Genomic DNA, 12563 nt, shown 5'->3' with positions numbered 1-12563 from the left:
CGTCGAGCCGGGTGCCGCGGCCCTCGCGGCGACCCGCCCCCTCGCCGCCGACCAGCGGGCCTGGCTCATCGAGAGCGCCCGGGCCACCCGGACCGCCCCGGACAACGCGGCCCATCGCCTCGCCGACAGCCGCTTCCACCTCGCCGTCGCGACGCTCTCCGGGTCGCCGATGCTCATCGAGGCGGTGACCCGGGCCCAGTCGGCCCTCAACGAGCTCCTCTGCGCGATCCCCGTCCTGCGGCCCAACATCGACCATTCGAACGACCAGCACGACGCCGTCGTCGCGGCGATCCTCGCCGGCAGCCCGGAGCGCGCCCGGGCCGTCATGGAGGAGCACTGCGACGCGACGGCGGCCCTGCTCCGCGGCCTCATCGGATGAGGGCACCCGGTCGACGAACGGCAGCCAAGGCCACGGACGAGGACGCCACGACCACGGACGGGAAGGAGAGGCGATGACCACCGCCGCATCGGGAGGGACCCGCTCCGGGCCGCCGACGCTCACCCTCGACACCCTCCGATCCGAGATCGAGGACGGCACGATCGACACCGTCATCGTCGCCTTCACCGACATGCAGGGGCGGCTCACGGGCAAGCGGCTGCACGGCCGCTTCTTCCTCGACCACGTCCTCGAGGCGGGCACCGAGGGGTGCAACTACCTCCTCGCCGTCGACGTCGACATGAACACCGTCGACGGGTATGCCATGTCGTCGTGGGAGACGGGATACGGCGACTTCTTCTTCGACATGGACCTGTCGACGCTCCGCCGCACGCCCGGGCAGCCGCACTCCGCGACCATCCAGTGCGACCTCACCTGGCTCGACGGCTCCGGTCCGGTGCGCCCGTCGCCGCGATCGGTCCTGCGCGCGCAGGTCGAGGCCGCGGCGCGGCTCGGCGTCACGGCATACGCAGGAACCGAGCTGGAGTTCATCGTCTTCGAGGACTCCTACGAGTCCGCCTGGGACCGTCGCTACCAGGGGCTCACCGGCGCGAACCGCTACAACGTCGACTACTCCATCGTCGGCGGGACGCGGGTCGAGCCTCTCCTGCGGGAGATCCGCAACGAGATGTATGCCGCGGGCGTCACCGTCGAGGGCGCCAAGGGCGAGTGCAACCTCGGCCAGCACGAGATCGCCTTCCTCTACGACGAGGTCGTGCGGACCTGCGACAACCACGTCGTCTACAAGACGGCGGCGAAGGAGATCGCCGCCGCGCACGGGCAGTCGATCACCTTCATGGCCAAGTACGACGAGCGCGAGGGCAACTCGTGCCACATCCACCTGTCGCTGCGCGGCACCGACGGGTCGCTGACCTTCGCCGACGAGTCGCGCGACCACGGCCACTCCGTCGTCTTCGACCGGTTCATCGCGGGGCTGCTCGCGACGATGCGCGAGCTCACGTACTTCTATGCTCCGAACATCAACTCCTACAAACGGTTCCAGCCGGGGTCGTTCGCGCCGACCGCCGTCGCGTGGGGCCACGACAACCGCACCTGCGCACTCCGCGTCGTCGGCCACGGCGCGGGTCTGCGCGTCGAGAACCGGGTTCCCGGCGGTGACGTCAACCCCTACCTCGCCGTCGCCGCGATGCTCGCCGGGGGCCTGTACGGCATCCGCAACGAGCTCACCCTCGGCCCTGCCCTCGCGGGGAACGCCTACACCGCCGACGTCGAGCACGTGCCGGCGACGCTCGCCGAGGCCCGCGACCTGCTTGCCACCTCGGCGCTCGCCCGTGAGGCGTTCGGCGACGACGTCGTCGACCACTACGTCAATGCCGCCGACGTCGAGCTCGCGGCGTTCAACGCGGCGGTCACCGACTGGGAGCGCGTGAGGGGGTTCGAGCGGTTGTGAGCTCTGCACGTCACACGATCGTCAATCCCGCGACGGAGGAGCCGGTCCGCACGGTCGAGCTCGCCGGGCTCGAGGCGACCGACGAGGCGATCGCCCGGGCAGCGACGGCCGGCCCCTCCTGGCGAGCCGTCGCCCCCGCCGATCGAGGACGCCTGCTGCGTCGGTTCGCCGATCTCGTCGGCGACCACAACGAGGAGCTCGCCCGGCTCGAGGTCGCGAACGCCGGGCATACGATCGGGAACGCGCGCTGGGAGGCGGGCAACGTCCGCGACGTTCTCACGTTCTACTCCGCAGCCCCGGAACGCCTGCACGGCAAGCAGATCCCCGTCGCCGGCGGCATCGACGTGACCTTCAAGGAGCCGCTCGGAGTCGTCGGGATCATCGTCCCGTGGAACTTCCCGATGCCCATCGCCGGATGGGGGTTCGCACCGGCGCTCGCCGCGGGCAACACCGTCGTCCTCAAGCCCGCCGAGCTGACGCCGCTCACCGCGCTGCGGCTCGGCGAGCTGGCCCTCGAGGCGGGCCTGCCCGAGGGCGTCTTCACCGTCCTGCCGGGCAAGGGGTCGGTCGTCGGGGCGCGGTTCGTCACCCATCCCGCCGTGCGCAAGGTGTGCTTCACGGGGTCGACCGTCGTCGGGCAGGGCATCATGCGCACCGCCGCCGACCAGCTCAAGCGCGTCACCCTCGAGCTCGGCGGCAAGAGCGCCAACATCGTCTTCGCCGACGCCGACCTCGAGGCCGCCGCCGCGGCAGCGCCGATGAGCTTCCTCGACAACGCGGGGCAGGACTGCTGCGCCCGGTCCCGGATCCTCGTCGAGCGCAGCGTGTTCGACCGGTTCATGGGCCTCTTCGAGTCGGCGATCGACGGGGTGGCCGTCGGAGACCCCGCCGACGAGACGTCCCAGATGGGTCCGCTCGTCAGCGCCGGACAGCGCGAGACCGTGCGGGGATTCGTCGAGGGGAGCACCGAGCCGGTCGACGTGGCATTCAGGGGATCCGCACCGACCGGAGCCGGCTGGTGGTACCCACCGACGGTCGTCCTCCCGGCGTCGACGAGCGACCGAGTGTGGCGCGAGGAGATCTTCGGGCCGGTCGTCGGGGTCATGCCGTTCGACGACGAGGCGGACGCCGTCGCCAAGGCCAACGACACGGCATACGGGCTCTCCGGCTCGATCTGGACCCGCGACGTCGGGCGCGCCCTCCGCGTCGCCCGGGGCGTCGAGGCGGGGAACCTCTCGGTCAACAGCCACTCCTCGGTGCGCTACTCGACGCCGTTCGGGGGCTTCAAGGCCAGCGGGATCGGACGGGAGCTCGGGCCGGACGCCCTCGACGCGTTCACCGAGGTCAAGAACGTCTTCATCGACACGACGAGCTGAAGGAGATCACGACACATGGCTGGACGCCTCGAGCGGAAGACCGCGGTCGTCACGGGGGGCTGCTCCGGCATCGGGCTCGCGACGGTCCGGCGGTTCGCGGAGGAGGGCGCGAAGGTCGTCATCGGTGACATCGACGAGGACCGGGGGCCGGAGGTCGCGAGCGAGGTCGGCGGCACGTTCGTCCGCGTCGACGTGACGAGCAAGGAGGACGTCGACACGCTCTTCCGGGTCGCCAAGCAGACCTACGGCTCGGTCGACGTCGCCTTCAACAACGCCGGCATCTCGCCGCCGGAGGACGACTCCATCCTCGACACCGACCTCGAGGCGTGGCGCCGGGTGCAGGAGGTCAACCTCACGTCGGTCTACCTGTGCTGCAAGGCGGCGCTTCCCTACATGCTCGAGCAGAAGCGCGGATCCATCATCAACACCGCGTCGTTCGTCGCCGTCATGGGCGCCGCCACCTCGCAGATCTCCTACTCCGCGTCCAAGGGCGGCGTCCTGGCGATGTCCCGCGAGCTGGGCGTCCAGTTCGCCCGGGACGGTGTGCGGGTCAACGCCCTGTGCCCGGGGCCCGTCAACACCCCGCTCCTCCAGGAGCTGTTCGCCAAGGACCCGGAGCGGGCGGCGCGGCGGCTCGTCCACATCCCCATGGGACGCTTCGGCGAACCCGAGGAGATGGCGGGCGCCGTCCTCTTCCTCGCCTCCGACGAGTCGTCGTTCATCACCGCCTCGACCTTCCTCGTCGACGGCGGCATCAGCGGCGCGTACGTCACTCCGCTGTGAGCGTCCGCGTGGTGACGCCCGCTCCGGGCCGGTGTGATCTCTCCACCCTCGCTGCAGGACTGCAGCCATGAGCCGTATGCCGATCGTGGGCATCACCTGCTATGTCGAGCCGGTGACCCGCGGCGACTGGGTCGACCAGCTCTCCGTCGTCCTCCCGGCCATGTACGTCCGGCACGTCGAGCGGGCGGGCGGTGTCGCGGTCGTCCTGCCGCCGCGAGTCGACCTCGACCCGGCGTCCGTCGAGGCGGCCGCCTCCGACGTCCTCGGTGCGGTGGACGCGCTCGTCATCGCGGGTGGTGCCGACATCGAGTCCTCGCGGTACGGCGCCGCGCCCGACCTCACCGCGCAGGCCGCCCGGCGGGACCGGGACGAGTGGGAGCTCGCGCTCGCCCGGGTGAGCCGCGCCCGTCGCACACCGACCCTCGGGGTATGCCGCGGGATGCAGATCATGGCGGTCGAGACCGGGGGGACGCTCGAGCAGCACGTGCCCGACCGGACGTCGACGACCGTCCATTCACCGGCCATCGGCGAGTTCGCCTGGCACCCGGTGACGACCGTGGCCGGGACGCGCGTGGCGGCCATCCTCGGCGACGGTGCCCACGAGGTCCCCACCTACCACCACCAGGCCGTGCTGACCCATCCCGGCTTCGTGCCGGCGGCCTGGCACGCGGACGGCACGCTCGAGGCCATGGAGGACGACGGAGAGCCGTTCCGGCTCGCCGTCCAGTGGCACCCGGAGGCGGGCGAGGACAACCGCCTCTTCGCCGCCCTCGTGCGCGCCGCGTCCCTCTGACCCGGGCCGGGCGGCCTTGTCGTCCACAGGGTCATGACGCAACGGATGCTCGTCCACAGGGTCGGGTCGCCGGGGCCGGCCGCGATGGGGAGCCGCGAGACTCGGCGCCATGGAGGACGTCCTCACCGTGCTCACGACCGCGACCGACGGGGTCTTCACGCGCACCCAGGCCCGCGCGCTCGGCGTATCCGACCACCGCCTGCGGATGCTCGTCCGGCGGGGCGAGGTTCGTCGAGTCCGCGCGGGCGCGTATGCCCTCCCGGTCGCCGTCACCGAGAAGAACCGGGCCACGGCCGCCGACGACGACTATCTGCTGCGGGTCCGGGCCATCGTCGCGGCCCGACTGGCGACGACGAAGGTGTGGGCCAGTCATCACGCGGGGCTGGCCGTCCACGGGCTGCCGCTGCACGGCGTCGACCTGACCCACGTGGATGTGGCGTCGCGGGACGTCGACCACGCCCGGCTTCGTGACGGCATGCGGGTCGTGCCGTTGCCCAAGGACGAGCCCGCGATGATCGTGCACGGGGTGCCCGTGTGCTCCGTCGCGACCTGCCTGGTCCAGACGGCGGCGGTGTCCGGGCTCGAAGCGGGCCTCGTCGCCATGGATGCCGCCTCGCACGCGGGGCTCGTGAGCGCCGGGGAGTTGAGGAGCCGCATCGAGCATCTCGGCCGATTCCGCGGGGTGCCGCGAGCCCGAGCCGCGCTCGCCCAGAGCGACCCGGCGGCCGAGTCGGTGGGGGAGTCGCGGACGCGGCTCCTGCTGTCCGGGCTGGGAATCCCCTGTCGGTCGCAGGTCGAGATCCTCGGGTCCGACGGGGAGTTCCTCGCGCGGGTGGACTTCCTCGTCGACGAGCGGGTCATCGTGGAGTTCGACGGGGCGGTGAAGTACGCGGGTGCCTCGGGGCGTGCGGCGATCGTCGCGGAGAAGGCCCGCGAGGACCGGTTGCGCGCCGAGGGGTATGAGGTGGTCCGGCTCGTGTGGTCCGACCTCGACGCTCCGGACCGGGTTGCCACGCTGGTCCGCCAGGCTCGCTGGCGTGCCGACTGCCGCGCCAAGGGCCTCCCCGTCTGAGCACTGAACCACCTCCAGGCCTGGCGAGATCACGCGTCAGGCCGGGCGAGCCAGGTCGGCTGGCGCCAGAAGTCGCGGTCTTGCGAAGACGTCCCGCCCATCGGCGCGACGTCTTCGCGAGACCGCGACGTGTAGTGCGGGGGCGAGGAGAGGTGCGGTTCGGCATACCAGCATGTGGACCAGTGGTTCCGGCACACGGACGAGGCGTGACAGCATGCCGACCGTGACGCGTGACTGTGCCGCCACCGCGGCCCTCATTATCACCTAGCGCGACGAGCCTCCCTCGTCGCGCAGACCTCCCACACCCGGGGGGTCTTTTGCTTTGTGGAGCGGGTGATCACGAAGCACGGCGAGCGGCCCACCACCCCTCGGGGCGAGCGGGCGCGGCGAGGGAGAATGAGACGCAGCGACGCGGCATACCGACGACCGGACGACGAAGGCGAGACGATGACCGACCTGCACGTGTACGACACGACCTTGCGCGACGGCGCGCAGCAGGAGGGGCTCAACCTCTCCGTGTCGGACAAGCTGGCCATCGCCGGGCACCTCGACGAGCTGGGCGTCGGGTACATCGAGGGTGGGTGGCCCGGGGCGAACCCGAAGGACACCGAGTTCTTCGCCCGGGCCGCGACGGAGCTGCGGCTGCGCAACGCCACCCTCGCGGCGTTCGGAGCGACGCGGCGTGCCGGCGGCGCCGCGTCCTCCGACCCCCTCGTCCGGGCCCTGCTGGACAGCCAGGCGCCCGTCGTGACCCTCGTCGCCAAGAGCCACGCGGGCCACGTCGAGCGCGCGCTGCGGACGACGCTCGAGGAGAACCTCGCGATGATCCGCGACACGGTGGGCTTCCTGCGCGGCGAGGGCCGGCGGGTCTTCCTCGACGCCGAGCACTTCTTCGACGGGTATGCCCTCGACCGCGCCTACGCGCTGGAGGCCGTCCGGGCGGCGATGGAGTCGGGGGCGGAGGTCGTCGCCCTGTGCGACACGAACGGCGGGATGCTGCCCGACCGGATCGGCGAGGTCGTCGCCGACGTCCTCGGCGCGACGAGCGCCCGGCTCGGGATCCACTGCCACAACGACACCGGCTGCGCCGTCGCGAACTCCATGGCCGCCGTCGACGCCGGCGTCACCCACGTCCAGGGGACGATCAACGGCTACGGCGAGCGGACCGGCAACGCCGACCTCGTGACGATCGTCAGCAACCTGCAGATCAAGCGGGGACGGCAGCTCGTCGAGGAGCGCCAGCTGCAGGAGGCGACCCGGATCGCCCACGCCATCGCCGAGGTGACCAACGTGCCGGCATACAGCAGGCAGCCGTACGTCGGGTCGAGCGCCTTCGCCCACAAGGCCGGTCTCCACGCGAGCGCCATCAAGGTCGATCCCGACCTCTACCAGCACACCGACCCCAAGCACGTCGGCAACGACATGCGGATGCTCGTGTCCGACATGGCCGGCCGCGCCAGCATCGAGCTGAAGAGCCGCGAGCTCGGGCTCGACGTCGCGGGCGACACCGAGACGACCGAGCGGGTCCTCAAACGCGTCAAGGAGCTGGAGCTGCGGGGATACACCTTCGACGCGGCCGACGCCTCCTTCGAGCTGCTGCTGCGCCGTGAGCTCGACGAGCTGCCCGACTACTTCGACGTCGAGTCGTGGCGCGTCATCACCGACCAGCGGACCGACGGCGAGGCGGTGTCCGAGGCGACCGTCAAGCTCGTCGCGGGCGGGCATCGGGTCGTCGCGACCGGAGAGGGCAACGGGCCGGTCAACGCCCTCGACCACGCCCTGCGGCAGGCGCTCCTGCCCGCATACCCCGAGCTGGACCAGCTCGAGCTCATCGACTACCGCGTCCGCATCCTCGACGCCGCCCACGGGACCGACGCCGTGACCCGGGTCCTCATCGAGACGACCGACGGCAGCACGTCGTGGGAGACGATCGGCGTCGCCGGCAACATCGTCGAGGCCTCGTGGCACGCGCTTGTCGAAGGGGTGACCTACGGCCTCATCAAGGCGGGGGTCCCCGTCCGCTGAACGCGGGTATGCGGCGCCTGCGGCGGTGAGGCGCCGCCCCAGGAGCCGATGGGCATCACCCCGGCGAGGGGATCAGGTGTCGCCCGGGGCGCCCAGTCCGTCGAGGTATGCCGTGACGGCGTCCTCGCCCCAGGTCGCCTCGAGCTCGGCGACGACCCGTTCGGTCAGCCTCTCGGGGTCCTCGTCGGACGGGATCCAGTCGCCCCGGCGCCAACCCGCGAGATAGTCCTCGCTCGCGTCGGCACCGAGGCGCATCGCGGCCTCGTCGATGGCCTCCATGAAGCGCGGCGGGAGGCTCGCCTTCGTCGCCTGCTCGCCATCCCTGGCCACCACCATCGAGGGAAGATCCCGCCAGTACGTCACCTGGTACTCGGTCACGCGGCGATCGTATCCGGGCGTCGGCGTTCCGTCCGCATTCGCGCGTCGACGACCCATCGCATTCGGGTCTCGGCGGTGTATCAGGCCCGGCCGAGGGAGCATCCTGAACCCGGCGGCCTGCCGACCGACATGCCGCGGCACCGGACGAGAGGGACGTCGCCATGGACGAGAAGGACCGGGCGGAGCAGCTGAGGTACCTGCGCGACCGCCGGCTGGCGGAGATCGACACGGCGCAGAGCGAGGGCCGTCTCGTCGTCGGGCGCAACGGGCTGTACCGGGCGCGGGAGTTCCTCGTCGACGAGGCGGGCGCGCGGTCCTGCGCGGCGGTGGGCGGCATCACGGTCGGCGGGCCGGCACCGGCCGGCCACTGGAGGCTGACGAGCGAGGTTCCGCTCGAAGCCGATCCGCAGACGGTGGACGAGCGGCTCGAACCGCTGGGCCTGCGCCTCGCCATGCTGACCGACGACCGGGCGACGGCTGTCGAGGCCGTCGCTGAGGTCCGCCGCCGCACCCCGCCGACGCGTACCCCTGGTGGCCCGCGGATCCGGACCGCTGGCGCCCATCTCAACCACGTGCTCTCCGGCGAGCCTGTCTACCAGGGCGGACCGGGCGGGCCGCCATCTCCGGCGGACCCTCTCGCGGAGCCGACGGGCACCGCCGCCACCGACCTCGGTGCGGCCCCTGACATCGCCGTGCTCGACACGGGTGTCGCGGTGGGGGTCGCCGTGTTGCACCCCGGTCTCGCGAGTGTCGTCGAGAAGGACGCCGACGACACGAACCTGCTCTTCGAGGAGTCCGGGCTCCTCGCGACCGAGGGCGGCCACGGGACGTTCGTCTGCGGGCTCGTCCACCGGCTCGCTCCTACGGTGCGGATCGACCCCGGGCGGGTGCTCTCGCCTGCGGGGTTCGGCGACGACGCGACGATCTCGGCGGAGCTCCTCGAGACCGTCGCGCCCGTCGTCAACCTGTCGCTCGGCGGGTACACGGAGGACGGCGGCAGCCCCCCGGCACTCACGGCGGCCATCCACCAGGTGCTGTCGCAGGGGCGAGTCGTCGTCGCGGCAGCAGGCAACGACGCATCCGACGCCCTCTTCTACCCGGCGGCCGTCAAAGGCGTCCTCGCGGTCGGGGCCTACGACTCGTCGGATCCCGCACGCCCGGTGGCCGCCTTCTCCAACGGCGGCTACTGGGTCGACCTCTGGGCTCCGGGCGTCGGCCTGCGCAGCGCGTACGTGCAGGGCACCTACCCCTCGAGTGACACCGGCACCGACTTCGACGGCTACGCCACGTGGAGCGGGACGTCCTTCGCCGCACCTCTCGTGGCCACCGAGATCGCCCGCCGGTATGCCGCGAGGGAGGACACGCGCCTCACCCCCCGCGAGATCGCGGACGCCTTCCTCGACGAGCTGCCGCGCGGCTCCTACCCCGGGGGCGGCCGCCTGTACACCCCGCCCGTCGATCTCACCCGGTGACTCCCGGACTCCTCGACTCTTCGATCCCCGGACTCCTCGACTCCTCGATCCCCGGACTCCTCGACTCCCGGACTGTGGCAGGTGCGGGCTTTTCGTGGTCGGTCGACGCCCGGGACCACGACAACCCCGCACGTGCCGAGGTGGGCTGCGGCAGGTGCGGGCTTTTCGTGGTCGGTCGACCGGTGGGACCACGACAACCCCGCACGTGCCGAGGTGGGCTGCGGCAGGTGTGGGCTTTTCGTGGTCGGTGGGTGCCCGGACCACGACAACCCCGCACGTGCCGAGAAGATGCTCGGCGACCGGGCCGGCCGCGACATCGACTCGGCACGTGCGGGAGTGAATGCCGCACGTGCCGGGTTGATGTCGTCTTGGGGAGGGCGTCCATCCGGGGCTCGACGGACGGACGCTCGATCCTGCTCCGGTGGGGGAGCGGTCGGCCCCGGTGATGATGTCGTCGACCACCACCCGGCCCGGGTCCCGTGGACGTAGGCCCGGGTCCGTGGACGCACAGGATGTGGGGTCGGGGCCTTGTGGGGAAGCTGGTCAGAGCCAGGACTCAGGTCAGCTTCCCCAGAAGGAGCCCAGTCCGCCCCTGGCGGATCCCGACCACGACAACCCCGCACGTGCCGAGGCGGACTGCGGCAGGTGTGGGCTTTCCGTGGTCAATCGGCGCCCGGGACCACGACAACCCCGCACGTGCCGAGGCGGACTGCGGCAGGTGTGGGCCTTCCGTGGTCGGTCGGCGCCCGGGACCACGACAACCCCGCACCTGCCGAGAAGATGCTCCACGACTGGGCCGGCGACGACATCAACTCGGCACGTGCGGGTAGAGGGTCGCGTGACGGGGCCGGTCGTCAGCCGCCGTGGCAGGTGAACGCGGCAGCTGCGGCTCGCGTGGTAGGGGAGGCGCCTGAGACGGCGAACCGCACCGCGGCGAGCGCGACGTCGGGGCGGTCTCCGGCTCGCAGGCGCTCGTGGAGGGCGACCATGACCTCCGTCGTCGCCGCGTCGTCGACGACCGCGACAGGGGCGATGACGTCGGCCGTTCCCATCGCGAGCAGCGACGCGACGAGTCCCATCACCTCGTCTCCGGCGAGGACCGCATGGACCCCGGAGCGGCAGGCGGGCAGCACCATGAGTCGTGGGGGTGTCCGCAGGCGCTCCAGGTCGTAGACGGTCAGCGGTCCGTCGACGAGCTCCAAGGCGGAGAACTGAGGGTTGTCGGCGCGCAGGATGCCGTGGGCCGCGATGTGCGCGGTGTCCGCGCCGTCCAGGGCGAGGAGAACCTGGTGCACCGTCGCGTCGGTGCCGTCCAGCGCTTCGGTCGTGTGCCGCGCCGGGGCGGTCGTGTCCCACGGGGTGTCTGCCCGCTCCGGCGTCGTGGTCGGGCGACCCGAGGAGCCGATTGCGCGGTATGCGACGCCAAGCCGGGCGACCTCCTTCGCAGCTCCGGGGAGACCAGGGCCGGCGACCACAACTGTTCGCGCGTGCCGGTCCCGTGACGGCATGGCTCGCTGGGCACGCAGCCAGGCCCGAGCGGAGGGCGCCACCGTCACCGGTCGATGCTCCAGCCGAGGCAGGACACCCCAGGCGACGCTATGGAGGACACCGGTCGGGATGACGACGAGATCGCGACCCCCAAGGTCCCCGAGGGGACCCAGCAGGCGCTCCTCCAACAGACGCGCCGCGTCAGCGGTCGCTCCGTCCACCCCGGCTCGGACCACCCGGGCCAGGCCCTCGCCAACCTCGCCCGACCCGCCGGCCTCGCCGGAGCTGGCCACCCTCGCCTTACCGCCCCTGTCGCCCTCGCCCGACATCGAGTCGGACCGGAGTCCTTCTCTCGCCCCTTCCTCGCCGGCCGCGTCGACCCCGCCAGACCCGCCGGCCTCGACGGAGCTGGCCGCCCTCGCCTTGCCTGCCTGGTCGATCTCGCCCGACTCGCCGGAGCTGGCCACTCTCGCCTTACCGCCCCCGTCGCCCTCGCCCGATATCGAGTCGGACCGGAGTCCTTCTCTCGCCCCTTCCTCGCCGGCCGCGTCGACCCCGCCCGACCCGCCGGCCTCGCCCGCGCTGACGGCACCAGTCCCGGCTCCGTCGCGCCCGCCGGCTGCGGTTCCGGTCAGGGTCACCGTTCCTGGTTCCCGCACCGAGGCCGCGCGCCGGAGCCCGAAGCCGACCTGGTCGGCGAGGCGGGAGATCGGATCGACCGCGCCGAGCGGCACGAGCCTCCACCGACCGGACACGACCGCCACGGCATACAGCTCGGACCCGTCGCGCACGTACTCCACGAGGGCTCGGTCGGCCAACGCCACGACGAGCTCGGATGGCGAGACCTCGCCGTCCGACGATGACGCGCCGGACCCGTGGGCGGAGCGGCTCGCCGCGACGACGGCCCGTTCGGCTCTCGCGGCAGCGGCCCGGAGTGCAGCGGTCGGCTCCCCGGACAGCTGGGCGTCGACGAGGTCGTGGGAGCGACGACGAAGCTCGACGAGGGCCGCCGTGTATGCCGGGTCCTCGGGCGGGAGCGCCCGCCGCACGACGGACCCGGCCCGGGACCGCTCCGCCCACGCGAAGACGGTCCGCGGGTGCCCGCCGTCGAGGGCGAGCGACACGCCGAGGGCTCCCAGCCGCTCCCCGTATCGGGCGGTCGACACCCGAAGGTCCGTCGCTCCGAGGACGGCCTGTCGGCGGTGCACCGCCCGAAGACCGGCCCGGGCCGCCCGCATCGCGGCGAGCCGGTCCGCCGACTCGACGCGCAGCTCCGCCTCGGCGAGCCGGGCCCGGACCTGGAGGGCCAGGGACGTCGAGCGGCGAGCG

10 protein-coding genes are annotated in these 12563 nt (G+C 72.3%); 8 read left to right on the top strand and 2 right to left on the bottom strand.

Features of this window, described 5'->3' with window-relative positions; all coding sequences use genetic code 11:
* The 7 genes from BN12_RS11525 to cimA form a co-directional block, all read left to right on the top strand.
* On the top strand, positions 1-379 hold a 379-nt coding region (locus BN12_RS11525; RefSeq protein WP_048552608.1), incomplete at its 5' end, for a FadR/GntR family transcriptional regulator.
* A gap of 73 nt (positions 380-452) precedes the next feature.
* The gene (locus BN12_RS11520; protein WP_048552606.1) at positions 453-1847 is read left to right on the top strand and encodes a glutamine synthetase family protein; all 1395 of its coding nucleotides are present in this window, start codon (positions 453-455) and stop codon (positions 1845-1847) included.
* Complete coding sequence (locus BN12_RS11515) at positions 1844-3223, top strand: aldehyde dehydrogenase family protein (RefSeq protein WP_048552601.1); 1380 nt, start codon at positions 1844-1846, stop codon at positions 3221-3223. The genes BN12_RS11520 and BN12_RS11515 overlap by 4 nt, the downstream gene beginning before the upstream one ends.
* A gap of 15 nt (positions 3224-3238) precedes the next feature.
* Positions 3239-4006, top strand: a complete 768-nt coding sequence (locus BN12_RS11510) for a 3-oxoacyl-ACP reductase (protein ID WP_048552599.1) — start codon at positions 3239-3241, stop codon at positions 4004-4006.
* 67 nt (positions 4007-4073) lie between these two features.
* Positions 4074-4799 carry a gamma-glutamyl-gamma-aminobutyrate hydrolase family protein gene (locus tag BN12_RS11505; protein ID WP_048552597.1) on the top strand — a complete coding sequence of 242 codons (726 nt, stop codon included), beginning with the start codon at positions 4074-4076 and terminating at the stop codon, positions 4797-4799.
* A gap of 109 nt (positions 4800-4908) precedes the next feature.
* Positions 4909-5871 carry a type IV toxin-antitoxin system AbiEi family antitoxin domain-containing protein gene (locus tag BN12_RS11500; protein ID WP_048552595.1) on the top strand — a complete coding sequence of 321 codons (963 nt, stop codon included), beginning with the start codon at positions 4909-4911 and terminating at the stop codon, positions 5869-5871.
* A gap of 447 nt (positions 5872-6318) precedes the next feature.
* Positions 6319-7896, top strand: coding sequence for a citramalate synthase (gene cimA, locus BN12_RS11495; RefSeq protein ID WP_048556319.1), 1578 nt, complete (start codon positions 6319-6321; stop codon positions 7894-7896).
* A gap of 72 nt (positions 7897-7968) precedes the next feature.
* Here cimA and BN12_RS11490 read toward each other — a convergent pair whose 3' ends face one another.
* Positions 7969-8274, bottom strand: coding sequence for a virulence factor (locus BN12_RS11490; protein WP_048552592.1), 306 nt, complete (start codon positions 8272-8274; stop codon positions 7969-7971).
* Positions 8275-8435: 161 nt separating this feature from the next.
* On the opposite strand from BN12_RS11490, the gene BN12_RS11485 reads away from it, so the two are divergent.
* Complete coding sequence (locus tag BN12_RS11485) at positions 8436-9746, top strand: S8 family peptidase (protein ID WP_048552590.1); 1311 nt, start codon at positions 8436-8438, stop codon at positions 9744-9746.
* Positions 9747-10600: 854 nt separating this feature from the next.
* Here BN12_RS11485 and BN12_RS11480 read toward each other — a convergent pair.
* Positions 10601-12563: CHAT domain-containing protein (locus tag BN12_RS11480; protein ID WP_048552589.1), on the bottom strand; the 1963-nt coding region annotated here is incomplete at its 5' end.

Source organism: Nostocoides japonicum T1-X7, from assembly GCF_001046855.1.
GTDB classification, from domain to species: domain Bacteria; phylum Actinomycetota; class Actinomycetes; order Actinomycetales; family Dermatophilaceae; genus Nostocoides; species Nostocoides japonicum.
This window is presented reverse-complemented; position numbering and strand designations above follow the sequence as displayed.

Coding starts and splice junctions, on each gene's coding strand:
- BN12_RS11520 (WP_048552606.1), top strand. CDS start 453: ATGACCACCGCCGCATCGGGAGGGACCCGCTCCGGGCCGCCGACGCTC.
- BN12_RS11500 (WP_048552595.1), top strand. CDS start 4,909: ATGGAGGACGTCCTCACCGTGCTCACGACCGCGACCGACGGGGTCTTC.
- cimA (WP_048556319.1), top strand. CDS start 6,319: ATGACCGACCTGCACGTGTACGACACGACCTTGCGCGACGGCGCGCAG.
- BN12_RS11510 (WP_048552599.1), top strand. CDS start 3,239: ATGGCTGGACGCCTCGAGCGGAAGACCGCGGTCGTCACGGGGGGCTGC.
- BN12_RS11485 (WP_048552590.1), top strand. CDS start 8,436: ATGGACGAGAAGGACCGGGCGGAGCAGCTGAGGTACCTGCGCGACCGC.
- BN12_RS11505 (WP_048552597.1), top strand. CDS start 4,074: ATGAGCCGTATGCCGATCGTGGGCATCACCTGCTATGTCGAGCCGGTG.